The following is a 25,441-nucleotide window of genomic DNA, read 5'->3' on the forward strand; positions in this document are numbered from 1 at the left end:
AGTGGCATCACCGGGTCAGGTTGATTCCTCCTCCGGGGCGTCGGTGGAGAAGGCGATTTGCCGCTGCGCCTCCAGTTCATCCAGCCGGGCAGACAGTGCACCGCGGATCGCATGATAGGACGCGCCACCGAGCACGAGACGTCGCGGCGGATCAGGTTGGTCCGCAACCGCGATCATCGCATCGGTCATGCGCTCGGGGTCTCCGGTGATGACCCAGTCGCCGCTCAGCAGCGCGTCACGCGTCTGGCGGGCGGGCGTGGCATCGTAGGCTGCAATCGGTTCCGGGTATACGAGACTGCGCCCGAAATCGGTGCGCGCCGGCCCCGGCTCGACAAGCGTGAACCGAATTCCGAACGTGGCCAGCTCCTTTGCCAGCGTCTCGACAAATCCCTCGATGCCCCACTTGGTCGCGTGATAAAGGCTGAAGCCAGGGTAGGCGATCTGGCCCCCTTCGCTCGAGACCTGCAGGACCTGCCCACCCCCTTGCTCACGCAGGGACGGGAGTGCGGAGCGGATCAGTACGATCGACCCGATGAGAGGAGCAAGGGTTCGACGCGGGCATCCGGCTCGGCGAGGCGGTACCGCAGGACATGGTTGCGGTGAGGATCAGTAGCGATCTCCGCTTCCTCGCCGTCGCCGCCCCGGATTATGTAAGCCGCTTCGGCGAACCCATCACCCCCGACGATCTGCTTGGGCATCGCTGCATCCGCCAGCGGCTGCCTAGCGGCAAGCGCTACCGCTGGGAGTTCGAAAAGCATGGGCAGGAGATTGCCGTCGATCCTCCGGGGATACTGACGCTTGACGACAACGACCTAATGGTCGAAGCGGCCGCCGATGGTCTGGGCATCGCCTATGTGCCGGAAGCCGCAGCGAGCGATCTTCTCGCGGCAGGCCGTCTGACAGCGGTGCTGGAAGACTGGTGTCCGCCTTTCTCCGGCTTGATGCTGTACTACCCCGGGCATCGCCACGTGCCCGCGGCGCTGCGGGCCCTTATCAACCTGTTGAAGGAGCCGGATACAAAGGCAGCCCTGCTTGCGCCGCCGGACGTTAGCGTGGGCCGGGTATCGTGAAACCGCCATCGACCAGGAGCGACTGGCCGGTAATGAATCTCGCCTCGTCGGTACAGAGCCATACCGCCACATCCGCAACGTCCTGAGGTGTGCCGATCCGGCCCAGGGCGGCCCGTGCCGCCAGCGGCGGGATGACCTCTTCTCCGTGGGCGCGCAGCATGGGGGTGTCGATGACGCCGGGATTGACGTTATTGATGCGTACTCCCTTGTCTCCAACCTCAAGCGCGATCGCCCGGATCATGGCATCCAGACCGGCCTTGCTTGCCGAGTACACGGATGTGCCGGCCGTTGCCCCAGTGGACAGGAATGAAGATGTGTTGACGATGGCGCCACCCGGGCAATCCTGGCCACCATCGAGCATGGAGCGCAGCGCGGCCCGGGTCAAAAGCCACGGCCCTTTCAGGTTGATGGCGATCAGCTCGTCGAAGCTCACTTCTTTCATCTCGATGATCGGGCGGCCATCACCCTGAATGCCGGCATTGTTAAAGACGCAGTCGATCTGTCCGAAGCGGTCCAGCGTCTCGGCAACGACCCGGTCCACGCCACCGGACAGGGACACGTCGGCGGCCACTGCAAGGGCTTCACCGCCCGCCTTCGCTATCGCTTCCGCGTTGGAGCGCAATGGGCCCTCCCGGCGACCCACCAACACGACTCTGGCGCCTTCCTTGGCAAAGGTGCGCGCGGCTGCTTCACCGATGCCACTCCCGGCACCCGTGACGATGGCAACCTTGCCTTCCAGGCGGGGATAGCCACTTTTATTCATGGTTAATATCCATTTATTGATTGCTGACACAGCGTCGCTCAAACTTATTCCTCGGTAAGAGGCAGAACAAGCCGGGAAACCCCCAGCACACTGATGGGCGGAATTCATTAATGCCGCGAAAGATGCGTGCCGGAGAATTTGCTGAACTGAGAGCGTTTGCTGCCGTGGCAACAGCACGGAGCTTTCGCCGGGCAGCCCTGGAGTTGGGGCTCGACCCTTCCACCCTCAGTCACGCGGTCCGTGCGCTGGAGAAGCGCCTGAGTACGCGCTTGCTACATAGAACAACCCGCTCCGTGGCCCCGACCGAAGCCGGCGAGCGTCTCCTTGCCAGGTTGTCGCCCGCGCTGTCGTCGCTGGAGAGCGCACTGGAAGAGGCCCTGGCTCCCGGTGACACGCCTTCTGGCACGGTTCGCCTTGTTGCCCCGCGCCTTGCCATTCAGACGCTGATCACTCCCATCATCGAAGGCCTGGCGCGCGACTATCCGCATGTGATCCTCGACGTGATCACGGACGAACAACCCGGTGATATCGTCCGATCCGGTTTCGATCTGGCGATCAAGCTGGGCGAGACGGTCGAACGCGATATGGTGTCGGTTCCGCTGATGCCCCGTTTCACGACCGCAGTTGTTGGCTCGCCGGCTTATTTCGCGGAGCACCCGCCTCCCATCACGCCGCACGACCTCGCAGAGCACCGGTGCATCGGCTGTCATAGCGGCCCGAATGGAAGCCTTTATCGATGGGAATTCGAGAAGGACGGAACCGCCGTCGTGATGGATGTGACGGGGCCGCTGTCCACCGATGATCCCGATCTGATGATGTCGGCGGCCCTGGCAGGCATAGGGTTGTGGCACGGCGTGGAAGAGCTGGCGCGACAGGCGGTCGCGGAGGGGCGGTTGGTGCGGGTGTTGGCAGATTGGTCACCGACCTATCCAGGCTTTCACCTTTGCTACGCTGCGGGTGTTGCGCTGGCGCCGCCGGCCCGGGCAGTTGTGGATGCGCTCAAGGCAGAGGCCCGCATCAACGTGTCCAATGCCACTGGCGTTAATTGGTAAGAACATGAAACCAGTCATTCAGGAAGAGATCAGCGGTTGTGGTATTGCGGCAAGTGCTGCGCTGGCAGGCATGAGCTATGCGGAAGCCAAGAGTAGAGCTAATGCACTGGGCATTTACGCGGCAGACCCGACGCTCTGGTCTGAAACGGCGCATGTCCGCAAGCTTCTGCAGGCGTTCGGTCTCTTGGCGGCGCCGGAGGAAACCCCGTTTGAGTCCTGGGAGCGCATGCCGGATAAAGCGCTTATGGCGATTAAATGGCGCGTGGAGAAGGGCAGAGCGTTCTGGCACTGGGTTGTATTTCTGAGAGAAGAGGGTGAGGCAACGGTGCTGGATTCAAAGAAGGGGTTAAGATCAAACGTCCGCCGTGACTTCTGGCGAATGAAGCCAAAGTGGTACATAGAAATCTTCAATTAACAGGTCGCAGGCGCCCGCAAACTTCGGGAGCCCAACGCCCGTTGGGCGCGGTCTCAGGTCTCGCTCAACAGCGCAATGCTCAGCTTCACGAAGTCGGCAGACGTCAGGATGCCGACCAGCTTGCCGCCCTCCAGCACCGGAAGACAGCCGTGCTTACGCTCGACAAAGAACCGGCCGGCGTCGACCAATGGCAGCTGCGGTTGAATGGTCTCGGTATCGGTCCCGAGAATATCGGCGACCGGACTTTTTTCCGTCTGCCGATCAATTCCTTGCAGGCCGTACTTGTCCGCAATGCGCAGCATCTCGGCCAGCATGGCCTTCTGGGTCACCACGCCAACAAACTCCCCGCCTTCGCGCGTGACCGGCAAATGGCGGATGCCATGCTCCGTCATCAGCTCCCGCGCCTGCGCAATGGTCGACTCCGGGCGCACGGTGATTACGTTTGACGTCATGATATCTGCGGCGGTTTGAGCGCTTTTGGTCATGTGGCGTATCCCGACTATGGTCCGATGTTGGCTTCCGCCGAACAGCAACCGCACATACCGGCCGGTGCATCCTTCGGCTTTCCTTCTCTAACACATCGGCCGATCCGGCCCGGACTAAAGGCGAGATCCGTGAAGGCGGGAGGCTGCCGCTGGAGTTCGACCTGGCAGGCTCGGGCTCACCCCGGCCCTGTTAGTGGGCCAGCAGGGCAGGCGCTGGTTACCAGCGCCATAACCGATGCGCGAAAAGCAGACTGACCACAATGCTGGGAAGCGTCGCGCTGCCGTACGCGAGCACAATGTAAGTCAGTGCATCGACGGGGCAGTACAGGCTATAGACCACGGCACCGATCATGCTGGCCAGGATCGCGCAGCCGACAGCCAGTCGACGGGGGTATTGGGGGCGTGCGCGAGCCATTCGTATTGCCGCCTTATTCGGCCGAGGCGTTGGAAGCCGCCGAAGAGAGTGGCGAGAGCTTTAAATCGCCGCTGGCGGCCAGTTCGCCCAGCAGGCGTTGGGGATAAGCCTGGTAGCGGTGGCTGTGATGATACTAACGGGCTTTGATGCCTGGATTCTGGTCTGGGCTACCGAGAACCTGCCGCAGACGTGGCTTGATCTCATTACCCGTTATTGAACCGATGATCGGCATGGCGCGCGGTCCTCACAGGGAAGAGGGATGGTGCCGCTTGGCGGGTTGTCAGCCTGGCAATGGCCAATGGAGAAGACAGTGCTAAAGCCGACGGGGGAAGTGGTGCGTCGTTACCCCCGCCGGCCCAGCGTTGACGGGCCCCGATGCGGCGTCGGTGGACGCCGCACCGTCGCTGGCTTAATCGTCCGCTTGGTCTCGTTCAAACCGGTCGAAGTAGGCCAGGGCGAAGACCAGGGGGGCCGTGTAGTCAATGGCGTATTCATTGGTGGAGTAGGACGGCAACTCATCCAGATACGCCTTTGCCGGCGGGACATCGCCGCCCTCGATCAGTTCTTTCTGCAACGGATCGCCGCCCGGGTGATCGTTGGGGCCACCCACCAGTAAGCCGGGGATGTAGACGCCCGTGGCGTGCCAGGTGCGGTGGTGGACGTTCTGCACCTGTTGAACGCCGGAGCCGGAGAGATAGCTGTAACTGGTGGCGTTGCGGCCCAGGACGTAATGGATCTGGTCTAGCGCAGCGTCCTCATAGGCTGCGTCGGGGGACACCGCATTGGCCATCAGCAGCAGGTTGCCAAGCGCCACCGCGTTCTTTGCCGAGGCCCAGGTGTACTGATCAGGCGTCAGCGCCGTGTTGTACCCGTCGCGATCGACCTGCTCCAGAATGGCATCCGCCGAGTCCATGAGTGCCTGGTTCACTTCCTCGTAGCGGTCTGGATCCGGCTCGTCGGCCGTGAGGTAGGCCCAGTGCCCCAGAGCAAGCGCATCCAGCCAGCTAATGGCCTCCGGATGCTCGGAGAAGTAGTCCGGCAGGTGTTCGTCCAGGTAGCGCTCGTAGCGGGCGTCGCCGGTGGTCTTGAACAGCTCCGCGGCCACCCAGAAGCGCTCCTCGGCATCCTCGTGCTTGTCGTAAGGGCCTGACCCGCTGTTCTGGTCTTCGTCCTCGCGGAAATACGGCTCCGGGTTCGCTTCCAGGTACTCGAAGGCATCCTTGGCGGCAGCAAGCAGTTGTTCCGCGTAGTCCGGGTCGTAGGGTTCATACAGGCGTGCGGCCATGGCCATCACGCCCCCGAGTATGCCGGTGCCGTAGGTGGACATCCCGTAGACGTAGCGTGTCTGGTCGTCCTCCTCCGGTGTCGTTTCCATGCTCGGCCACTCGGCTCCCGAGACCTTGTGGTAGGCGGCGCCGTCCGGGCGCTGCATCTTCAGCAGCCAGTCCAGCTTCCACTGTGTTTCCACCAGCAAATCGGGGAGGTCCGTATCCCCCGCCGCTTCCGCGACTTCCTCGGGGAAGAGCATTTGCCCCTGGGTGAACGCCTCTGGCGCCCATTCGTAAGCCAGCAGAAGTTGCGCAACGGAGATGGCGCCCGGCGTGGTGTACTTGCCGAAGTCACCGGCGTCGTACCAGCCGCCGAGCATGTCCAGCGTTTCTCCTTCCTGGTGGAAGTCATCGCTGAAGTACATCTCCGCCTCGGCGTCCTGCATGTGCGCCTCGCCGTGGTACAGCCCGGTCAGCGGGTCATCGATAACGAAGTTGGCCCGTTGCAGGGTGTAGGAGCGCAGCGTGTCGACCAGGGCGCCGTGGTAAACGTCAGACGAGATACGGAACGGATAGGACTGGCCGACGCCATCGACCTCAAGAACAAAGCGGCCCGTGTCACGGAGTTCGGAGAAGTCCGCCTGCTGAACGGTGTCCCCGGAGCTCTCATCGTCCACTGGCTCCGACAGTGTTCCGGAGTAGACGACCTCGCGTTCTCCCAGGCTCACGACCTGAAAACCGGTTGCCGGCTCGGCGACCACCACGACCCCCATTTTCGGGGCGTCAGGCAGGTATCCGACCTGATCGACCTTGACCTGTTGTCCGTACGATGACTGCACATTGTCGTCGGCATTCAGTGAACCAAGCGTGCATCCCGCCAGCAGGGTGGCGCCGGCCAGTATGGCCCACGCCCACACCTGACGCAGGTGTCTTCCTTTATCGAGTGTCATTGCGATGTGCTCCTCCGAAAAGCGTTGTTCTTGGTTTTCGAGGCCAGCGCCGGGTTCGCAGTGACGCCGTCGCAGGGGCGCGCTACCCCGTCAGTGGATGGCCTCTCATCGCCAGCATAGTAATAAACGGGAGGTTTGCAAACGTTTTCTTGTAGCCCGTATCTACATAAGCCGTTGCGCGCTGGGCTGTTCAGCTCCTGAAAACTCACCCTTTTCATGTGGGGTGGTCATAAGCGCATGAGTTTTAATGTTTTGACAGGGGTGCAAGAAGGTTCTTGTGCAGCATGAAGTCATGTTCCAGCCTGCGGAGGTGATGTTTCCAGGTGTGAAAACGTCACTCAAAATTAGGGAGGCAACGGGATGCATGGGCGCTCGTGCCTCGCGCCGGTTAGTTGTAGGTTGAACAGTCTCAGCGGACAGGAACAACGCGGGAGCGACCCATGACCAACTACCGGATCACCTTTGTTGCCGACGAGGACAAGGACGACTGGCGCGTGCTGTTCAACGGCTACGCCGATTTCTACGGGGTGCCGATGGACGATGCCATCGCTGATCGAGTCTGGCGCTGGCTGCGGGATCCGGGCCATGTCCTCGAGGGGTTGGTGGTGCGTGACGAAACCGGCCGGATCGTCGGCCTCGCCCATGTCCGCAGTTGTCCGCGGCCCCTGGGCGGCTGCGACATCGGTTTCCTCGACGACATGTACGTTGCTCCGCAAGCCCGCGGCAGCGGCGCGGCGGATGCGTTGCTCGAGGGCGTGCGTGCGTTGGCCGAGGAGCGCGGCTGGCCGGCGGTCCGCTGGGTCACCCAGCACTTCAATGCGCGTGGCCGGCAGTTCTACGACCGCTACACCGGCGGCCCGAGCGACTTCATCATGTATCAGTGGAAGCAGGAGTGAGCTGCCGGACCTGAGGTTCTCCGTGACGCCCTGTCGATTTGCTCGCCTGGCGTTCGACAACGGGGTGTCATTGGAGAGCTGAACAGGAGAACGGCATGACAACCCCGGCAAAGAACACGGTATGCCTCTGGTACGAACACGGCGCCGAAGAGGCCGCACGCTTCTACGCCGATACCTTTCCGGACTCATACGTCGGTGCGATCCACCGTGCGCCGGGCGATTACCCGTCGGGCAAGGCAGGGGACGTGCTCACCGTGGCGTTCACGGTGATGGGCATCCCGTGTCTCGGCATCAACGGCGGCAGCGCCTTTACGCACAGCGAGGCGTTTTCGTTTCAGGTCGCAACCACGGATCAGGCCGAGACTGACCGCTATTGGAATGCGATCGTCGGCAACGGTGGCGAGGAGAGCCAGTGTGGCTGGTGTAAAGACAAGTGGGGTCTGTCCTGGCAGATCACGCCCGTCGTCCTGACCGAGGCCATCGCCCACCCCGACCCGGCTGCGGCAAAGCGCGCCTTCGGTGCCATGATGCAGATGAAGAAGATCGACGTTGCTGCCATCGAGGCCGCGCTACGCGGATGACGACGGGCACCCCGCGATGACTGCACCAACCTTGATCCCCGGGCTCAGCCCTTCGCGTGATTGATGGCGCAGGCCACCTCGTGATTGAAGAGAAGCCTGACGCGTTGTCGAAGGAGATCATGGCTTTCGCCCGGGCATAGAGACCAGCGAATGCCCGGGGCCGTGTGGACACCGGTTGAGGCGATACCCCAAGGCGGTTGGCCCCGCCTAATAGCCAACCGTGATAGCGCGTCGGCTGTGCCTCGGTGTCTCCGCTTCATCGAGAAGGGCCACCGCGAAATCTTCCATTGAAATCCGGGACATGCCATTTTCATTCGTTATCAGGGTGTCGGTGCCAAGGCGATAGCGTCCCGTACGCTTCCCCGGTTCCAGCATTGCGGGTGGCGAGAGATAGGTCCAGTCAACACCCGTTTCACGCAGGCAGTGTTCGTATTGCGCCTGACAGGCGCGCGCTATTGCGATCGCGGACGCGGGAAGGAAGTCCGGCGAACTCAACACGGTTTCGCCTTCGCGCCCGGGCACCAGCAGTCGTGCCGCACCGCCAACGACGAGGGTCCGCACGCCTGCGCTTGCTGCACTTTCGAGTACCGCGCGGGTGAGTGGAACCAGGCTGTCCTCAAGCCCTTCCGGAGGACGCAGCGCACTGATGGCCAGATCCTGCCCCTCCATCGCGGGGACGAGTTGCCGCTGATCGCGTACATCTGCGGCGTAGGGGGTCACGCCATCGGGAAATGCGCCTGGCTTTGCCTGCGTTCTGGACACGGCAGTGACTTCATGTCCTCGCGCCAGTGCCTCATCCACGATGCGTTTGCCGACACTACCCGTGGCGCCGAGTATGGTGATATTCATTTGTAACCTCTTTCGTGTCCGTAGGGGGTGATTGTTCACGCCTGGTGTGGCCAAGAGTGAGCAGGGCGACTCCGGTGGCGATAAGGCCGGCGCCGACGAGCAGGCCTTCGGGCGGTGCTTCGCCCTGCAGGAATATTGCGACTGGCACCGCGACGACAGCGCCGACAGACCCCAACAGGCTGAGCAGTACCGGTCCACCTGTTCTCTGCAACAGGAACAACAGCAGGAACATCCCGGCGAAGACGACCGATTGCAGGGCGATCAGGGCGAGCGACAGGCTGTTCTCCGTGGGGAGCGGGAGCGCAAAGCCAGGCAGGAAGCCGGCGGTCAGCAGCATCAGCGAGGCGGCAACCAGCATCCCTGGTGCGAGCGCCCCGGCGGACGTGCCTTTGGGCCAGCGCAGTGTTCGGTAGAGGTTGCCGATGGCCAGCAGAACCGGTCCGAGAAGCGCGAGGAGGATCCAGAAGGTATCGGCATCGGGCGCGGACAGCTTACCGGCCGCCAGCACACTGGCTCCTGCCAGAGCCGCCGCCACGCCCGTGGCGCGAACAGTCTGGAAGCGCTCCATTGAGAGGGCCAGCGCGCCGATGTAGGTGAGCAGCGGTGGCAGCGAGATGATCAGAGCGACAAAGCTGGCTCCGACGTGGGGCACCGCCGAAAAGAAGACCAGATTGGAGCCGGCGACGCCTGTCACGGCCGATACCGCATAGTACTCAAGGGTGCGGGCACTGACGGGTGGCAGCTCCCGGCGGAACGCAGCGACGGTGAGCAGGATCAGGGTTGCACCAAGGATCGCCCAGAACAGAAAGGTCAATGGTGGCAGATGCGCCTCACCTGCGATCTTCGCCAGATTCGTGGAAAGACCCAGAAGCGCTCCTCCGGCCAGAAGGCTTAGTAGCGGAGCGAGCCACACGCGTTGATGTTCGAATGCGTTTGTTGCCAGCTTCATCACCGGTTCGGACTCCAAAATTATCTTGAATTCAAGATAGGTGGGTGAAATCTTGATGTCAAGATAAAGCCGTGGCAGGCTACGGAAATGGACCATGTAGACAAGATTCTCGCGCAGTGGAGGCAGGAACGGCCCGATCTTGAAGTCTCCCCGATGGGTACGATCGGGCGGATCAAGCTGTTGTCTCAACTACTCACTCGGGGATTGGAGAAGACGTGGTCGGCGCACGGCCTGAGCGGTGCGAGTTTCGATGTTCTGGCCACTCTGCAGCGATCGGGCTCACCGTATGCGCTGTCACCCGGAGACCTGATGGCGTCCACCATGGTGACTTCGGGCACCGTGACGCACCGTGTTGATCAACTGGTGAAGGCGGGGCTGGTTGAGCGCATCAGGAACCCGGATGACGGTCGTGGCTTCCTGATTTCCCTCACTGCGCAAGGCCACGAACTCATCGATCAGGCGGTCACCGCCCATGTCGAGGCTCAAGCGGAACTGGTCGCTGTCCTCACCGACGAGCAGCGCGCTCAACTCGACGATCTGCTGAGACAGTTCCTGCACGGCCTGGAGCAAAGCTGACCCCGCATGGCAGCATTGGCATCAGCTACAGGCGCCGCGCCATTACCAGTTCCTCGTGCCCGGTGTGTTCATCGACCTTCTCCGACACGGCCCTGAAGCCGCAGCGCTCGTAGAACCCGATTCCGTTGGCGTTCTGCTTGTAGACATCGAGGGTCAGGTCGGGGCAATGCCGCAGGGCTTCCTGTAGGAGGCGTCGGCCGATGCCAAGGCCCTGGTGGCCGGGCGCGACGAACAGCGCCGCAAGCTGTTTCTCGTGGAGAGAAAAGAAGCCGCGGATGGTTTCGTCGGCCGTCTCCACATACGTGTCAGAGCCAGGGATGTAGATCTCGCGCATGTCGTCTGCCCGAGCATGCCAGAACGCCGGATCGATGAAGTGATGGGCTGCGATGGAGGCGTCGAGCCAGATCTGGATGATTGCGTCGAGATCGTCGGGCCGGAAGCGGCGGATCATGTTCCTTCTCCTTTGCTGTACACATCGATCAGCGTGTCGTGCCGCTTGAGGTTCTCTCGAACCTGGGCAGTGTAGCCGACACGTCCAACGTGGCACCTCGGTGTGAAGATCTGCGAGGCCGGCTGGACTTTTCGGTCGGGCGCGTCTTTGCTTCACCGTAGGCAGACCTTGCCATGAGCGGCCGAGGGAGGGCGGTGATGACGCAGCACAGGATTTTCGCGATGCCGTTTGCCAGGATTTATAGCGCCTATCTGCAGAAGGCGGAACGAAAGAACCGCATGCAAGACGAGGTCGACGAGGTTGTATGCTGGCTAACGGGGTATACCCGGTCAGGGTTGGCGGAGCAGGTCGAGAAGGGCATCGATGTCGAGACCTTCTTTGCCGAGGCGCCCGCATTCCATCCGCATGCCCCGCTGATCAAAGGCGTCGTATGTGGCGTTCGCGTGGAAGATGTTGAAGATCCGCTGATGCGGAAAATACGCTACCTCGACAAGCTGATTGATGAGCTTGCAAAAGGGAAGGCAATGGAGAAGATTCTGCGGTGAGGGTAATCGGACGACGATCGTGACGTCATAAGCGAAGGAGAGCAACTATGACAACGGAGCAGGTCGAGACGCTTCTGGACGATGTTCGCCATCTGGGCGAGGCGCAGCACGCGATCATGTTGCGGGTGCGCGAGCTGGTCCTGTCAGCCGGTCCGGATGTGTCCGAGGAAGTGAAGTATGGCGGCGTTCTTTTCTCCGTGCATTCGCATTTCTGCGGTGTTTTCGCCTACGCGCATCATGTCTCGCTGGAGTTCAGTGAGGGCGCCAGACTGCCCGACCCGCACCACGTGCTTGAGGGCGGCGGAAAACACCGCCGCCACATCAAGCTGCGAGGGGCTGACGATATTTCCGCGAAGCGCGTGGGTGAGTATGTGCGGGCTGCTTACGAGGCGGCGCGGCGGGGTCAGTAACGCGGGTGGTCAGCGCCTTCACTACCGCAGATGTTCGGAGAGTCGATCGATAACCTGCTCATCCTCCGCCATCAAGGCAACATCCATGGGGGTGTATCCATTCTCCAGCTCCGACTGATGCAGGTCGAAGCCTGCGTCAAGAAGCAGTTTCACCGCCTTGCCGTCCCTGAGGGTGATTGCTTGCAGCATTGGATCAAGCCCGTCCTCGTTCGGTTTCTGGAGGTCGGCTCCGGCCTGAATCAGTAACGTCATGATTTCGTGGCGTTTGCACGATGCTGCGGCTAGTAGCGGAGTCATTCCGGTCGCATCCTGCCAGTCGGGTGACGCGCCAGACTCAAGTAGTGCTGAAACAACGTCTGGATGCCCGGCGATGACAGCACCGCTCATTATTTCCGGATCCAGATCCGACCAGTCCGCGTCCTCGGTCCACTCGGCAATTTTCGATGCATCACCGCGTATGGCCGCGTAGTAGATGATGCTTTTGTCGTAGAGCCGGTCGTCTCCGTCGGAGTGCTCGATCATGTCTGCGGCTTCTTTGGGAGCCGTCTCAGGTAAACCCTCGCAGGGGCTTGCCGACGCATTTACGGAAACAAGAAGGGCCGCAACCAGGAGTATTGGGCCGGATATTGAAGAAAACGACTGACATCTGTCCATGATGTATACCTACACGCGTTTGTTGAGGGAGCCGCATCCCCGAGCGGATCCGTTGTCAGGGGCTGGGAGTCATTCCCGGCGCGGTCAGGATACCTCGAACGCATCTGGGTTGCGCTGGATCTTCTCGGTGCTACTCGAGCAAGTCGCCGACCTCGCCCCGCCGAACGGGCGCGCATGGCCGGGCGAGGTCGGCGCAGGCCTCACCTTCCTCCAAAGGTTGGTGCGTAATCCTGGCAGAACCTCAAGAACGTCGTCGGCTCCCGGCCCAGGATGTTCCGGACGTTGTCGGTGATCACGTCGTCGTGGGTTTCGCCGTTTCGGTTACGGCGATTGACGTCTTCGACAAAGCCGGCGAAGTCTTCCGGTACGCCCTGGGCAATCAACCGGCGCCGGAAGCTGTCATCGTCCAGTTCCACGTACCGGATGCGTCGCCCCAGCACCTCGGACAGCACCTCGGCCGCGTGGTGGTGGGTGATGGCCTCGGGGCCGCTGAGCTCGTAGGCGCGGTTGTCATGGCCGGACTCGGTCAGCACCCGGGCAGCAACGTGGCTGACGTCGCGTGTGTCGATCCGGCTTACTCGGGCATCACCGATGGAGTCGTAGAAGGCGTCCTCGTTGCGGATGTCATGGCCCATGAGGGTGATGAAGTTCTGCATCAGGTAGTTGGGACGCAGAAACGTCCAGACCATGCCGGTCTCCTGAATGCGCAGCTCGATCTCCCGGTGCAGTTGGCCGACGATGAAGGTATCCCTGTCCGCCCCGAAGGACGAGACGTAGACGATGCGCCTGACTCCAGCCTCCCGGGCGGCGTCGACCATGGGCTTCTCGTGGGTAACCTGCTGGGACAGCAGAAACAGCGAGTCCACTCCTTCGAGCGCCGGCGACAACGTCTCGGGGCGATCGTAGTCGATGTTGCAGGTCTCCACGCCGTCGGCGTCCAGTGGCCGGACATGGACCGCTGCGCGCACGGGTTCACCTTTTCTTACCAGCTCTCTCAGCAGCTCGGAGCCGATCGTTCCGGATGCGCCTGTTACAAGAATCATGAGGAATCTCCTTGCGGTTGCGTTGCCTGCGATGGGCAACGGTGTCAGGTCAACGACTTCGGCCGAACGGGAAGCCGTTGAGCCCGAGGCTAGCGGTGATGGGCGCACCGGCGCTTCGCGCAGACGGGCCATGAAGCACAATTCGGGGGATGGCCTGTTCGGGCCATGGACGGGTCAGATGAGGCCGGCGGTGGCGGCTTGTGTTGCGGCCGCGGCGCGCGTTGGGGCGTTCAGGCGCAGCAGGATGTTGGCGACATGCCGGTGCACGGTATGCGTGCTGATGCCCAGCGCGGAGGCAATCTCCGCGTCACTCATGCCCTGTCCGACCAGCCGAAGAATCTCGGCCTGTCGCGGCGTGAGCGGCGGTGGTTTGGAGGTGGAGGGCTGCTCAAGCCGGCCGCGGGCGCCCAGGCGTTCCAGGGTGCGCCGTGCGCTGGCTGTCTCGGCCCGGGCACGCTTCGGGCGCTCCAGGGCGGTGAGCACTTCGGCGAGTTCCAGGCGGGCCCGGGCGGCCTCAAAGGGGGTGCCGGTCCGCTCGTAGGCGGCCACCGCATCTTCGAGACAGACAAGGGCATGCTGCATATCACCCGATGCTCGGGAGAGGACGCCAGCGGCAAAGCACGCCGCCCCCTGAAGGGGGCCCGTACCGGCGGCCGAGGCGATGGCCTTGAGTTCATCGGTGGCCCTGGCCGCACGTGCATGGTCACGGTTGGCGGCGTCGATGCGTACCTGAAGCTCCAGAGCGGCGGCACGGCCAAGGCGGTTGCTCGCAGGGATATGGCGCAGGACGGTTGCGACCCGCTCGGCGGCATCCTCAAGGTGTCCGCGATCCACGGCCACCTCGGCCAGACCAAGCATCGCCAGTGGATGCCATTCGTGCGGCAGCATCAGTGCTTCAGCTTCGTCCAGATAGCCCTGGCGGCGGCGCAAGTCCCCCAGGCGAATGGTGGTCTCGGCCGTTTGTGGTGGCCAGCTGACCTGAAAGCAGGCCGCAGCCTCGCTCAGGGTGGACTCCGCCTCCTGCCAGTGGCCGCGGCAGGTCAGGAGCGTCGCGTAATGAGCGCGGCATATCCCCTGGCTGGCCGTGTGCTCGAGCCGCTCGGCGGCGTCGCGCATCATCTCGCACCATTCAGCGGCACGGTGGAAATCGCGGGCCCGTTCGCAGGCGAAGATAAGCCAGCAGAGGACGGGCAGTTCCCAGATCGGCTGTCGTAGCTCTCCACCGAGCACTGCGGCCGCCGCTTCGTCAAGCCGTTGCATGCCGTCATCAATCCGGCCGTCACTCATGAGCGCCAGCCCTTCCATGGCCAGTGCAAGGATGCCGAGGTCGGGGTCGTCGCAAGCCTCCGAGACAGTCAAAGCGGTGCGGGTGCACCGCCCCACATGGTCAGGGTCCTCGTCGTGGCTGAGGGAGGCCCAGCAATCGAACAACGCGAGCCAGCCGTGTTCCGGCACCATCGGGTGGTCCCGCAGCAGGCGATGTGCACGTTGCCTCCACCCGCGGGCGACCGCCAGTTCGCCACGAAAATCCTCGTGGTCCTTGCCGGCCCACATGGCCATGCGTGCGGCGCTGACGGGGTCGTTCTGATTGCGGTACAGCCGGTAGGCGTTCTGCCGGGCCCATAGCACTTCATCACCCGCATCCATGGCCAGTGCGGCCCAGCTCAGGCCTTCGTAGGCTTGCGCACTTTCCCGGGCCTTCAACGCTTCCTTGAATGTGGCGCGGGCCCTCGCCCAGTTACTCTGCTGCAGGGCCTCCTCAGCGCGGCGTAACGGTTCGTCCGGGTCGGCGCCTGACATGGCAGCCTCCGATATCAGCCCGTTCGGTCAAGAGCGAGTGCCTGCGCCCGGTGCGCTGACACGCATCACGCCGCGTCGCCATCCAGTCTGTTGGCGTGAATGCCTCCGCCCTTGAGGATCAGCTTAAGTGAGGTATCGGGGGTGTCCAGAAACGTGAGGTCTTCCTCGGGGTTGCCGTCTACCAGCAGCAGGTCGGCGAGGGCGCCCGGCTCGATGACGCCGAGCTTGCCCTCATAGGGCGCGCGGTCGCCAGAGAGGGCGAGCAGCTCGCCGTTCCCGGCGGTTGCCTTGCGCAGCACGGATAACGGCTCCATCCAGCGCGTGAGTTTGGCCAGCTGCCGGCCCTGTGACTCGGTCTTGCCCGGGCTCATGAGGATGTCGGTGCCGAACCCGGTGCGCACGTTGTGCTTGTCGGCCAGCTCGAAAGCGCGCTCCGTGCCTTCGGCGACTTCCGCCTGCAGCGCCTGGCGGGCAGCGTCGGGGTAGACGTTGGCGTCCTCGTCCTGGAGGAATGGTTGCAGGCTCCACCAGATGTCGTGGTCCGCCATCATGCGCACGGTCTCTTCATCCGCGAGCTGGCCGTGCTCGATGCAACGCACACCGGCACGAATGGCACGCTGAATGCCCCCGGGGGTATACACGTGGACGGTCACGTAGGTGCCCCAGTCGGAGGCGGCATCCACGGCCGCGCGCAGTTCCTGCTCGGTGAACTGGGCGGAATCCAGTGGATCGTAGGGGGATGCCACGCCGCCGCCGGCCATGAGCTTGATCTGGCTGGCGCCGCGCATGAGCTGTTCACGCGTCCGTCGGAGCACGGCGTCGCCACCGTCGGCAATGGCGGCGACGCCGGCCCTTTCCGTGTACGAGAGATCCCCGTCTCCCGCCCTCGGTAGCTCGTTGAGCAGGCGGAAATCGCCATGCCCGGAGGTCTGGCTGATCATTGCCCCGGCCGGGAAGATGCGCGGCCCGGCCATCACGCCTTCGTCGATCGCCTGCTTCAGCGCAAATGCGGGCCCGCCCACGTCGCGCACGGTTGTGAACCCCCGCAGCAGCGTTCGTTCGGCCTCACGGGCGGCCACCAGGTGCACGTAGGCGATGTCGGCGGTCATGGCCGTCACCTGCGACACCCCGCACAGTGTCGAGTGCCAGTGGGCGTCGATCAGCCCCGGCATCAGTACGTGCCCCTGGCAGTCGATCCGGCGCACGTTCTCGGGGGCGGCGTCGGCGGCGATGACGTCCTTGATCCGGTCGCCTCCCACCAGCACGGCGCGCCCCTGCTGCAGTTCCAGGCGGTGGCCATCGAACAGGCGCAGGTTGGTGAGGAGCAGGGGGCGTGGATCGCGTTTGGGAGCCTCTGCCATTAGAAGGGGCGAGGTGCCGAAGCCGGCGTAAAGGCCGACGGCTGCAGCCATGCCGCCCAGGACCATCCGGCGCTGGATGTCCATCTCCAGGCGTCGGAACCCCGCCTGGACCCGGGGGTGACCACATAGGCACTCGAACCCGTGCGCCTGACCACAACACGCGTGCGCTGATGCCGCCATGGTTTCGCTCCCCGTCGTAGCCCCCAGCGGGCTCGTCACAGAAGCTAAGTATTGGCGTAAGTCGGGCGGCGTGCCACGCCGCTGCCTGCTCAGTCCGAGGTACGGTGGCGCGTTCTGGTGCGATGGGCCGGCGTGTCGCAATAGAGCGTGCCGCGGGCCACGCGCTCCAGGTCGATGTGGCGCTCCACGCCGCGCTGCAGTTGATTTGGCGTCGCCGCCAGGGTGGTGCAGGTGTTGCGGTTGGGCCGGCAGAGTTCGACCTGCGCGCCGTTGTAACGGGCTTCGGCCTGGACGCGGCGGGTGCTGCGGTCTATCTCCGGAATGTCGATGACTTTGGTGTCGCCCCGCAGCACGGCGAAGCCGACGGGTTCGGCGGTACGCCAGTCGCCGCCCAGGTAGCCCTCGGCATCCTGCAGCACGCAGTGCACCACTTCGCCCGGCCCGGCGTCGCGCAGGCGCGCTTCGCGGCGGTCCTGTTCCAGTCGTTCCTGCTCCGCGGCCAGGCGGGCGGCCTCGGCACGCCGCGCCCGCTCCTCCTGGTCCAGCTCGGCCTGGTGTTGTCGTGCGTCCAGTTGCTGCTCCGGGCTCAGTCGCGCCCATTCATCCTCAGTCATTCCAAGAGGGTGGGAGGTGGTGGCGCAGCCGGCGAGCAGGGCTATGGACAGGGTGACCAGGGCGAGACGAGTGGCATGCAATGACGTGTCCTCAGGTGAATGGGCGGGTCGCTCAATGGACCGGAGGGATAAGATAATGGAAACTTGATCGAAACACACAATCGAGGGTGCACACGGTGAGAAAGCGGGTAATGGGGGTGTGCCTGGCGGCGACGCTGGGTTCGGCGGCGACTGTCGTGTCTGCATCAGGCGATGACGATCGGCCACTCACGGCGCTGGGTGGGGTCGAATTGCTGATCTCCGGCGCGGACTACGCGACCATCCTCGATCATCTGCTCACAGCCAACACCGGGGTCGAGCCGGAGCATCTCGGCATTGCCTTCCACAACGCCGCGACCGGTGAGCGCCTCGACCGCCAGGAGGTCCGCGAGCTCATGGGGCCTGTGCGGCAGGATGGTGCCTACGAGTTCCTGTCTCTGGCCACGGAGTTTACCGGCGGAGCGTTGCCGTACACCCAGGCGCAACTGGAACTGCTTATGGACGCCGCGTTCGTTGCGAGCATGCGTCAGCCCCCGGACCATATCAGTGTTGAGTATTACGACACCCGCACGGGGCCGGTCGGTGTCGGGGGTGGCGTGTCCGGCCGGGTCCCGGAGCGGTCGGAGGGCACACGGTCGAACGAGTCGGCGCGGGTATCGCCGGAGTCGTATCGACCCGCTACCGAGGCGGAGGTGATCGCCCACTTTGAGCGGTTGAACGTCCGTGTGCCGCAGCGCCCGGGATACGTGGTCCTGCCGCTGATGGCCGGGGCGGCCGACGACGACGCGCTGGACGCGGCGCTGGCGCGGCAGATCGCACGGGCGGAAGCCGCGTTCGATGTGCGTTTCGAGGAACGCATCGCCAAGCTGATCGATGTCAGCCCCGAGGGCGTGCCGCGGGTATCCATGGTCGGGTACTACACCGCTGAAGAAGACGTGCTGCGGGCGTTGGAAGAGGAAATAGACGGGATGTTCTACGAGGCTAACGCAGAGCCGGATGTCCGTTGAGGGTGCAGGAGCTTCAGCCCGGGGGAGTATCCCGGGCTTTGCACCGTAGCCTGTGAGACGCTAGATTCATGGTAAAGGATACCCGGCCACGGAGCGGTTGGGAGGCAGGAGCAGCCGCAGCGCACAGGGATGTCGAGCACACCGGGCCCATGCCCGCCTACCGCTTGCCCCCTGACGTTGCCGCGTTTTCGGCCCGTGACTGTTCATGCCGGGTGGATTGTGGTGTCACAGGGAGAGTGTGCGATGACAGGACGTCAGGCGGAAGTGACGAGCGTTGCGGGCGGGGCGGATGATCCGCTGGTTGCCCCGCATCCCCACAGACAGTTCCGGCTGGAGCTGCCCGATCTTTCCCCGGACGCGCTGGAGGTGGAAACCCTGGCGTGTGATGAGCATGCGGTGGACGCGGATTACCGGTTTGACGTGGCGGTTGTGAGCCGCCAGCCACTGGATGCCAGGGCACTTCTCGGCGCACCGGCTCGGCTGGCACTGGGGCTGGGCGATGCGGCTTCGGTGATCCACGGCGTGGTTGTGGCGGTGGAGCAGATCGGCGAGGGGGATCTGGGCCATGAGGCGCGGTTGCGCCTCCACTCGCCGCTGTGGCTGCTGACCCACGCGGTGCACCACCGCGTATTCCGCAAGCGCACGGCACCGGAGATTGCAACTGAAGTGCTTGAGGCCGCACTGCCAGACGGCGTGCGGGTGGAGGCCGAGGTCGGGCGGGAGTGCCCGCAACAGCCCATGGTGGTGCAGAACGACGAGCCCGACGCGGTGTTTGTCCAGCGTGTGCTGTCACGGGACGGGCTCCTGCTGTTGGTCCGCCAGGAAGCGGACGGTCCGGTGGCAGTTATCCACGACGATCTCGCCCAGGCGGTGGAAGGGTGTCTCGATCTGACCTACCAGCGCCAGAGCGGCCAGGTCCGTGGCGGCGACAACACCGTGCACGCATTGCGCTACTGGGATGCGCTGCAACCGGCCGGCGTGCGTGTTGCCGATTTCGATCCCGCCCATCCCCGGGACAACGCGCCCGGCCTGGTCGAGGGCACCAGCGGCGCCGGCCGGGTGGAGTTGTTCGGGCAGCGTGGCGGCGGGCGCGAGGCCTCTCGCGCGCTCGCCGGCGTGCACCTCGCGGCCTGGGATGCCCAGCGCGAAGGCGTGGAGATCGAGACGGCGTGCCGCCACCTCGGGCCCGGCGTGCGCATCCGGCTCTCCGGCCACCCCGACGATGCCGTCAATGGCGAGTACGTGACTGTCTCTGCCAGCCATCATGGTGATCAGGCGGCGGCACTGAAGGGAGGCGAGGGCGCTGGGCGTCCCACCTACCGCTGTACCGCACGGCTGCTCCCGGTGGCCGTGCCGTATCGGGCCACTCCGGTGGAGCGTCCAGTGGCCGGTGCCGGCCTGCTGGTCGGCGAGGTGGAGGGGAAAGAGTCGGGGCAGGCCCACCTGGATCAGGAAGGCGCCTACCGTGTGCGTCTGGCCCTGGACGAGGGCGACGCCGACACCGCCGAGGCCAGCCCGCCGGTACGTATGGCGCAACCATACGGTGGGGCGGACTACGGCCTGCATTTCCCGCTGCTGCCGAAAACCAGGGTCGCCATGGCGGGGCTGAACGGTGACAGCGAGCGCCCGGTGATTCTGGGGGCGCTTCCGTCGGACAGGCAGCGCCCACCGGTGACCACCGAAAACCCCCACCACCATGTGCTGCGAACGCCCGCGGGCCATGCGTTCTGCCTTGACGACAGGCCGGATAAAACCCGGCTGAGCCTCACCGCCGCCAAGGAGGCGGGCAGTCTCGTGATGGAACAGAGTGAGTCGCAGCGGCGGGTGGCCCTCACCACCGGAGAGGGCAGCATGGAGCTCACCAGCGGTGGCGATCTCACCGTGCGCAGCGGCGGCGACCGGCGCGTCGAGGTGGAGGGCGATTACGTTGCCAGCGTGGTCGGCGATCATACCCTCCGCGCCGAGCGTGGCGCGGTGACGTGGAGCGCGTCCGACCGGCTGGAGCTGTCCACGGACGAGGGGGACCTGCACCAGGAAGCCGTTGAAGGCGATGCCGAGATCAGCGCCGGGGGTGAGCTGCGTGTGGAGGCCGGTGGCGGCCTGACCATGCGCGCCACCGAGGGGGATGCCGCGATGATCGCCGAGGCCGGGGCGCTGGACCTGGAAGTGGACGGCGATCTGGCGCTGGTGAGCACCGGCGACGGCGATATCGTCATCGGCCAGAGCGGCGGACTGCGGATCTGCGGCAACGGCGACGTGGTGCTCGACGGCCAGGACGTCAGCATCAGTGGCGACCGCATTACCTTCACGGCCAGCGACATCGCCGAGAACTGAACGTAACGGTACAGGGAGGTTCCGTCATGGCAGATACACCGTGGTCGCAACCGTGGGGGCGCGTGTGGCTGGGCCAGACCGTTTTCCCGGTCAAGCGTCTGGATGTGCGCGAGTGGGTGTCCAGCCCCTTTCGGGCGTGGGCCTACGTGGTCGTGGGCAAGGGTGAGCAGGCGCCTGCCCGCACCGACGTCATCGGGCAGCCGGCCCACCTGGAGTGGGGCAACGGCGATTGGGGGCGGCGGTGCCGTGGGGGTGTGGTCACCTGGCTGCGTGGCGGTGACTGCGCGCAGACGGGGCGGCGCTATTTCGAGCTGACCATCGAGCCCCGCCTCACACAGCTTGCCCGGGGGCGGGCCACGCGCCTGTTTACCGCCGTGGAGCACCGGGAGTTGGTGGCCCATCTGCTGCACCGGGCCGGTTATCCCGCCCCGGCCATGGAGTGGTATGGCGACACCCTTGAACGGCGCAGGCACCTGCTGCAGGCCGAGGAGAGCGATCTTGATCTGCTGCAGCGCGTGCTGGCGCGGGCCGGCGTCTGTTACGCCTGGGGCGACGGCGCCGACGAGAGCATCCGGTTCGTGGAGGACCCGCGGGACTTCCCGTTACACGCGCAGACTGCCGTGTTGTCGCCGCAGTCTGCGGCGCCGGGGGCGCACGGGCTCGATCGACACACCCTCGTGCGCCAGCTTGCGGTGCCGCCCGCCGCCCCGGTGGCGCCTCGGATGCTTGAGGATGCACAGCGGCTGCGCACCGTGAGGCGCCAGCGCGCCGATGCGGCGACCTGCCGCCTGCAGGCGTCCGGCCCGAGGGCCGACCTGAGCGCCGGTGATCGGCTGAAAGTCGCCAGTGATGACGGGCCTGATGTCCCGTATCTCCTTGTTCACACACACCACCGCCTGAACCTTGATCGCAGTGGTGAACAGGTGCCCGGGGGCCATCGGGTCAGCCTGGAGGCGGTGCCGGAGTGGGACGACGGCCACGAACGCATCTACCGCCCGCCGGAGCCGCCCAAAGTGGCGCGGCCATTGGCAATGAGCGCGGAGATCGTATCCCGGTCGACCCGAGGTCCCGAGGCCTACCCGGGCGGCGGCGCCCGGCTTCGCCTGGCGCAGGATGAGCAGCCCTCGGGCGAGCTGCCGCGGGTGACGCCATTCAACGGGCGGGGGAGCAGCCGGTCGGGCTGGTACACCCCCCTGGCGGGCGGTAACCGTGTGCTGGTGTCGTGCCTGGACCACGACCCGGACGCCCCGGTTATCCTCGGCGTCCTGCCCACCGCCAGGAGCCGCGATCAGGCCGCCCGCACCACGGGGCGCGACGGGGCGTGGGTATCCGCGGCCGGTCAGGGTCTGACGGTCACGTCGGCCGGCGTCCGCGTGCCGGAGCACACGCACCTCACCCTGCATTCGCCGGGCGCGGACAACTGCCTCCAGTTCCGGGTGGAGGACGAGCGCGTGAGTGATCTCGTGCGGCTGGCCAGCGAGAAGGGTTTGTTGAACCTGGAGTGTGGCGGCGATCTGCTCGAGCGCATCGGTGGTGACCGCCGGGACGACGTCGCCGGCGACGACACGCTCACCGTAAACGAGAGCGTGACCGTGGCCGGTGAGGCGGGCGTCTACGTGCGCGCGGCGCAGTCCATCAACCTGACGGGTGGTTCCGGGGTGCGCGTGGCCAGCGGCGGGGCACTGCAGCTGCGCGCGGGCAAGGGCGTGACGCTGCGTGGCGCGGCCGGCACGCGGGTCCGTCTCTCCGGCGGTGACGGCGTCTGGCAGACGCTCGGCGGGGATCTGCAGCTCCAGGCTGCTGGCCCGATCCGCCTCCGCTCTCACCGCGGGACGATCACCCTCACCAACGCATCCCGGTCCGCGGGGCTGTCGGTGGACAGCGGCGGCAGCACGGCCTTGTGGGGTGGGGATGTCACCCTGCGGGCAAGCGGCAGCTTGGTCATGCAGGGGGATGTGGACTACAACACCGGTGGGCCGATCCCGGTCGAGCCGGTGGTGGTCAAGCCATCGGAGTGCGCGGATCTGACCAAAGTGGCCGCGGAAGGCGCCATGGACATTGAACCAACGGAGTGGTGACAGCGATGCCGGGTACGGAGCCGGAGAGAATGGTCAGGCCTCAGGAGACGCGGCAACTGCGCTTTCGCGCCCGCCGCGCCGAGGACGGCGACGTGGCGACTGTGTCCGTCTACTGCGTGGACGGCAACGGGGATCGCAGGGGCGATCCGATCACGGAGAAGGAGGTGGAGCTGCGGTCCGGGCAGACCGACTACGTCGCCGAGGTCACCCTGCCCGACGGCGGTGGCGGTTGCTCCCGGGGTGGCGGGCAGGCGGCCGGCCTGCGTTTCGGGCTGCGCGTCCAGGGCACACGCAATCGCACGCCGTCGCCCCTGGCGCGGGTCATGCAACCGCTGCGGCTGCGCCTGGAGACCTCACCGGAGACGGACTGGCAGCCGGACTGGGCCGGTGCGCGCGTCCTGCTGCGAGACCGGGAGGCGGATGTGACCTTCGAGGCGACTGCCGATGCCGCCGGCGAGGTCGCCTTCCCCGAGCTGACCTTCGGCGGGGAGATGGAGATCAGCGTTGCGCTGCCCAGCGAGTCGGCCGTTCGTGACACGGCCGCCACCGACGCGCCGTGGGTGGATGCGGCCATCTACGGCGTCGTGGGCGACGATGTGGAGGGTGACGTGCGCGTGCTGCCCGGGACGCCGGTGGTGTTCCGGATCGACGGCCCGCTGTCCGAGCCGCTCAAGGTCCGCTGCCTGCCGCCTCCAGTCATGGTCGACCTGCGCCTTGATCCCGAGGACGCCCCGGATCCCGCGTACCGCCTGAGCGATCAGGAACTCCGGTACTTCCAGGCGCAGGGCAACGCCGTGATCTTTGTGCATGGCTACAACGTCGGACATGGTGGCCTGCCCAAGCGAATCAACGAGCTGGATCGGGACTACAGGCTTGACGAGCGCATCAGTGTGCACCGAAGCCACTGGTCCGCAGTGGTCGACGACGACGTCGCCCGGCCCATTGCTTATGACCACTCCGTCCTCGCGGATCGGTTCCCGGCGTTCCGTCGGGCGATCGATTATCCGCAGATGGTGAACATCGAGCCGAACATGGACCCGAACGAGCTACTGAACGGTGAGGGGGCCTGGGGCTGGCTGCTGTGCATGGAGTACAACCTCAACCGGGCGGCCGGGCTTGGTGGCGAGAACGACGATGACTGGCCCTGGGAGCGCTACACCCGCTGTATCGGGGTCACCTGGACCGGTGACAACGGCACCAGGAACTTCAAGGAATCCCAGACGGCCGCGGTCGTGGCCGGCCGCAGGCTGGTGCCGCTGCTCCGTCAGCTCCACGACGCCGGCGTCGCCGTCACGCTCATGGGGCATTCACTGGGCGCGCGCGTGGTGCTCAGCGCGCTGCACGTCCATGCCGATACCGACGACCCGCGCCGCGTGGTCGACACCGCGCTCTCTCCAGCCCCGGACAACGAGTGCGACGATCCGGACGACCCCAGCCCGCTGGGCACGGCCGTGTTTCCTCGCGCTCACCGGGCGGCCGAGCGTTTTCTGGTACTGCACTCCAATGGCGACAACGTCCTCGGTGGCGAGGCGCCGGTTCCCGGCAGCGGATCACTGCGCGAGGGAGTCCTCGGGATGCTCGGCGGCGTCTACCCTAAACACCGCTGGCGGATGAGCATGAACAGTGAGTTTCGACGGCTGCTGGAGCCTTACCTGGGATCCCACTACACGATGCCGGCTCCCATGTCGCGTGACAGGTGGGCCGATTATCAGCGTCGCATCGATGACTACGCCCGCCGGCCGGAGGTCCGGGCTGCGTGGTCCCGGTTTCGCAACGCCGTGATGGACGAGGCGCGCAACGCCAGCGCACCCACGCCCGGCCTGCTGCCTGAATACCACCTGCTCAGCCCGGTCGCCCTGGACGAGCGGATCACCGAAGCCAGGGCCAAGGCCTACTGTGATGCCCTGCACGCCCTGTGGCGCGACCGCTTTCATGTCAACCATCCGCCTCGGTCGGCTATGGGGTATGGCGGTTTCGCAGATGACCGTGGCGGGCTTGACGATTTGGATCTGATTGATGCGCAACTTGACGATTTCGACCAGAAAGATGTGCTGCACCAGCACAGCGGCATGCGGGTACCGGAGGGGTTGATGGGGTTCGAAAGAAATGACGAGACCCTTTTTGCGAAGGTTTTTCAGGAAGAGATCTGGAACTCGAGACTTAGTAAGTACACAGGATTCGGCGCATGGTGATAACGACCAATAGAAAAGTTCTTTGGGTGTTGGTTGCTTTGGTGGCGTCTTTGGCAACCGGCTGTTCGTTACTCCAGCCCGGCCCGGCGCAGGTGGTGAGCGTCTCGGACGACGGCCGCTACGTGGTGAGCTCCCACGACAACCGGCGGTTGATCCTGTGGGACACGGAGGAGCGCCAGCGCAGCGTGATCAGCCGCAACGCCAATATCTACTCCGCACACTTCGTTTCAGGGCGGGACGACACGTTCTTGTGGCAGGACCTGGACGACGTGGTGCACGTGCAGACGGTGGACGGGGAGGTGCTGGAGTCGTTCGAGCACTTCCCGACGTACGGTCACGTGATGGGCTCGGATCTAGAGACGTATTTTGCTTCGGACGCCGGCTTCCGTCTCTTCAAGGGGTGGGGTGAGGACAAGGCGGCTTTGAAAACCGACAGTACAGGCGGCAAGTTTCGCGGAACCTTG

At 64.9% G+C, this 25,441-nt stretch carries 25 protein-coding genes and 2 pseudogenes; 13 read left to right on the top strand and 14 right to left on the bottom strand.

Translation table 11 applies throughout. The features are described from left to right. Positions 1 to 15: 15 nt before the first annotated feature. Together BMZ02_RS19260 and BMZ02_RS19450 are read right to left on the bottom strand one after the other, a co-directional pair. On the bottom strand, positions 16 to 189 hold the full coding sequence (locus tag BMZ02_RS19260; protein WP_245754080.1) for a hypothetical protein: 174 nt from the start codon (positions 187 to 189) through the stop codon (positions 16 to 18). Positions 190 to 300: 111 nt separating this feature from the next. Next, positions 301 to 534 (bottom strand): annotated as a pseudogene (locus BMZ02_RS19450) (SDR family NAD(P)-dependent oxidoreductase); the annotation flags it as partial. 20 nt (positions 535 to 554) lie between these two features. Between BMZ02_RS19450 and BMZ02_RS18180 the strand changes: the two are divergent. After that, positions 555 to 1,070: pseudogene (locus BMZ02_RS18180) on the top strand (LysR substrate-binding domain-containing protein); the annotation flags it as partial. Here the strand turns inward: BMZ02_RS18180 and BMZ02_RS18185 are convergent. After that, a complete protein-coding gene (locus BMZ02_RS18185; RefSeq protein WP_216110946.1) occupies positions 1,048 to 1,875 on the bottom strand; it encodes an SDR family NAD(P)-dependent oxidoreductase in 828 nt (275 codons plus the stop codon). The pseudogene BMZ02_RS18180 and the gene BMZ02_RS18185 sit on opposite strands and share 23 nt — an antisense overlap. A gap of 68 nt (positions 1,876 to 1,943) precedes the next feature. Here BMZ02_RS18185 and BMZ02_RS18190 point away from each other — a divergent pair, with 68 nt between their 5' ends. Further along, positions 1,944 to 2,885, top strand: a complete 942-nt coding sequence (locus BMZ02_RS18190; protein WP_216110948.1) for a LysR family transcriptional regulator — start codon at positions 1,944 to 1,946, stop codon at positions 2,883 to 2,885. Between the two features lie 4 nt (positions 2,886 to 2,889). After that, entirely contained in the window at positions 2,890 to 3,300 is a 411-nt protein-coding gene (locus BMZ02_RS18195) for a hypothetical protein (protein ID WP_091646452.1), read from the top strand. A gap of 53 nt (positions 3,301 to 3,353) precedes the next feature. On the opposite strand, the gene BMZ02_RS18200 is transcribed toward BMZ02_RS18195, so the two are convergent. From BMZ02_RS18200 to BMZ02_RS18210, 3 genes are all read right to left on the bottom strand, one after another. Continuing rightward, a complete protein-coding gene (locus BMZ02_RS18200) occupies positions 3,354 to 3,785 on the bottom strand; it encodes a CBS domain-containing protein (protein ID WP_091646454.1) in 432 nt (143 codons plus the stop codon). 217 nt (positions 3,786 to 4,002) lie between these two features. Then, positions 4,003 to 4,200: an NrsF family protein gene (locus BMZ02_RS19465; protein ID WP_091646456.1), complete on the bottom strand. Its 198-nt coding sequence runs from the start codon at positions 4,198 to 4,200 to the stop codon at positions 4,003 to 4,005. 409 nt (positions 4,201 to 4,609) lie between these two features. Further along, entirely contained in the window at positions 4,610 to 6,418 is a 1,809-nt protein-coding gene (locus tag BMZ02_RS18210; protein ID WP_091646457.1) for a glycoside hydrolase family 9 protein, read from the bottom strand. Positions 6,419 to 6,858: 440 nt separating this feature from the next. Here BMZ02_RS18210 and BMZ02_RS18215 point away from each other — a divergent pair, with 440 nt between their 5' ends. Together BMZ02_RS18215 and BMZ02_RS18220 are read left to right on the top strand one after the other, a co-directional pair. Then, positions 6,859 to 7,314: a GNAT family N-acetyltransferase gene (locus BMZ02_RS18215; protein ID WP_091646459.1), complete on the top strand. Its 456-nt coding sequence runs from the start codon at positions 6,859 to 6,861 to the stop codon at positions 7,312 to 7,314. Positions 7,315 to 7,409: 95 nt separating this feature from the next. Continuing rightward, positions 7,410 to 7,895, top strand: coding sequence for a VOC family protein (locus tag BMZ02_RS18220; protein WP_091646461.1), 486 nt, complete (start codon positions 7,410 to 7,412; stop codon positions 7,893 to 7,895). A gap of 207 nt (positions 7,896 to 8,102) precedes the next feature. Here BMZ02_RS18220 and BMZ02_RS18225 read toward each other — a convergent pair whose 3' ends face one another. Both BMZ02_RS18225 and BMZ02_RS18230 read right to left on the bottom strand, forming a co-directional pair. After that, complete coding sequence (locus BMZ02_RS18225) at positions 8,103 to 8,744, bottom strand: NAD(P)-dependent oxidoreductase (RefSeq protein WP_091646463.1); 642 nt, start codon at positions 8,742 to 8,744, stop codon at positions 8,103 to 8,105. Then, complete coding sequence (locus tag BMZ02_RS18230; protein WP_216110950.1) at positions 8,713 to 9,789, bottom strand: DMT family transporter; 1,077 nt, start codon at positions 9,787 to 9,789, stop codon at positions 8,713 to 8,715. The genes BMZ02_RS18225 and BMZ02_RS18230 overlap by 32 nt, the downstream gene beginning before the upstream one ends. Here BMZ02_RS18230 and BMZ02_RS18235 point away from each other — a divergent pair. Beyond that, on the top strand, positions 9,781 to 10,269 hold the full coding sequence (locus BMZ02_RS18235) for a MarR family winged helix-turn-helix transcriptional regulator (protein WP_091646464.1): 489 nt from the start codon (positions 9,781 to 9,783) through the stop codon (positions 10,267 to 10,269). The genes BMZ02_RS18230 and BMZ02_RS18235 overlap by 9 nt on opposite strands. A gap of 25 nt (positions 10,270 to 10,294) precedes the next feature. On the opposite strand, the gene BMZ02_RS18240 is transcribed toward BMZ02_RS18235, so the two are convergent. Next, complete coding sequence (locus tag BMZ02_RS18240) at positions 10,295 to 10,720, bottom strand: GNAT family N-acetyltransferase (protein WP_091646466.1); 426 nt, start codon at positions 10,718 to 10,720, stop codon at positions 10,295 to 10,297. 197 nt (positions 10,721 to 10,917) lie between these two features. On the opposite strand from BMZ02_RS18240, the gene BMZ02_RS18245 reads away from it, so the two are divergent. Beyond that, positions 10,918 to 11,265, top strand: coding sequence for a DUF2200 domain-containing protein (locus tag BMZ02_RS18245; RefSeq protein WP_091646468.1), 348 nt, complete (start codon positions 10,918 to 10,920; stop codon positions 11,263 to 11,265). 47 nt (positions 11,266 to 11,312) lie between these two features. Next, positions 11,313 to 11,675, top strand: a complete 363-nt coding sequence (locus BMZ02_RS18250; protein WP_091646469.1) for a DUF1801 domain-containing protein — start codon at positions 11,313 to 11,315, stop codon at positions 11,673 to 11,675. A gap of 21 nt (positions 11,676 to 11,696) precedes the next feature. Here BMZ02_RS18250 and BMZ02_RS18255 read toward each other — a convergent pair whose 3' ends face one another. From BMZ02_RS18255 to BMZ02_RS18275, 5 genes are all read right to left on the bottom strand, one after another. Further along, positions 11,697 to 12,197: an ankyrin repeat domain-containing protein gene (locus tag BMZ02_RS18255; RefSeq protein ID WP_171909993.1), complete on the bottom strand. Its 501-nt coding sequence runs from the start codon at positions 12,195 to 12,197 to the stop codon at positions 11,697 to 11,699. A 332-nt stretch (positions 12,198 to 12,529) separates the two neighbouring features. Continuing rightward, positions 12,530 to 13,372, bottom strand: a complete 843-nt coding sequence (locus BMZ02_RS18260) for an SDR family oxidoreductase (protein ID WP_171909994.1) — start codon at positions 13,370 to 13,372, stop codon at positions 12,530 to 12,532. Between the two features lie 174 nt (positions 13,373 to 13,546). Continuing rightward, positions 13,547 to 15,172, bottom strand: a complete 1,626-nt coding sequence (locus tag BMZ02_RS18265; RefSeq protein WP_091646474.1) for a LuxR family transcriptional regulator — start codon at positions 15,170 to 15,172, stop codon at positions 13,547 to 13,549. Between the two features lie 65 nt (positions 15,173 to 15,237). Next, on the bottom strand, positions 15,238 to 16,713 hold the full coding sequence (locus BMZ02_RS18270) for a metal-dependent hydrolase family protein (protein ID WP_091646476.1): 1,476 nt from the start codon (positions 16,711 to 16,713) through the stop codon (positions 15,238 to 15,240). Positions 16,714 to 16,802: 89 nt separating this feature from the next. Next, positions 16,803 to 17,408 carry a hypothetical protein gene (locus BMZ02_RS18275; RefSeq protein ID WP_139209269.1) on the bottom strand — a complete coding sequence of 202 codons (606 nt, stop codon included), beginning with the start codon at positions 17,406 to 17,408 and terminating at the stop codon, positions 16,803 to 16,805. Between the two features lie 155 nt (positions 17,409 to 17,563). Between BMZ02_RS18275 and BMZ02_RS18280 the strand changes: the two genes are divergently transcribed. The 5 genes from BMZ02_RS18280 to BMZ02_RS18300 all read left to right on the top strand — a co-directional run. Further along, complete coding sequence (locus tag BMZ02_RS18280) at positions 17,564 to 18,373, top strand: hypothetical protein (protein WP_139209270.1); 810 nt, start codon at positions 17,564 to 17,566, stop codon at positions 18,371 to 18,373. Positions 18,374 to 18,616: 243 nt separating this feature from the next. After that, on the top strand, positions 18,617 to 20,707 hold the full coding sequence (locus BMZ02_RS18285) for a type VI secretion system Vgr family protein (protein WP_171909995.1): 2,091 nt from the start codon (positions 18,617 to 18,619) through the stop codon (positions 20,705 to 20,707). A 26-nt stretch (positions 20,708 to 20,733) separates the two neighbouring features. Then, positions 20,734 to 22,785: a contractile injection system protein, VgrG/Pvc8 family gene (locus BMZ02_RS18290; protein WP_091646483.1), complete on the top strand. Its 2,052-nt coding sequence runs from the start codon at positions 20,734 to 20,736 to the stop codon at positions 22,783 to 22,785. A 29-nt stretch (positions 22,786 to 22,814) separates the two neighbouring features. Further along, positions 22,815 to 24,977, top strand: a complete 2,163-nt coding sequence (locus tag BMZ02_RS18295; RefSeq protein WP_171909996.1) for an alpha/beta hydrolase — start codon at positions 22,815 to 22,817, stop codon at positions 24,975 to 24,977. Next, positions 24,971 to 25,441, top strand: a 471-nt coding sequence (locus BMZ02_RS18300) for a hypothetical protein (protein ID WP_216110952.1), incomplete at its 3' end; no start/stop codon positions are given. The genes BMZ02_RS18295 and BMZ02_RS18300, both read left to right, overlap by 7 nt.

It is taken from the genome of Aquisalimonas asiatica (assembly GCF_900110585.1).
Lineage (GTDB): Bacteria > Pseudomonadota > Gammaproteobacteria > Nitrococcales > Aquisalimonadaceae > Aquisalimonas > Aquisalimonas asiatica.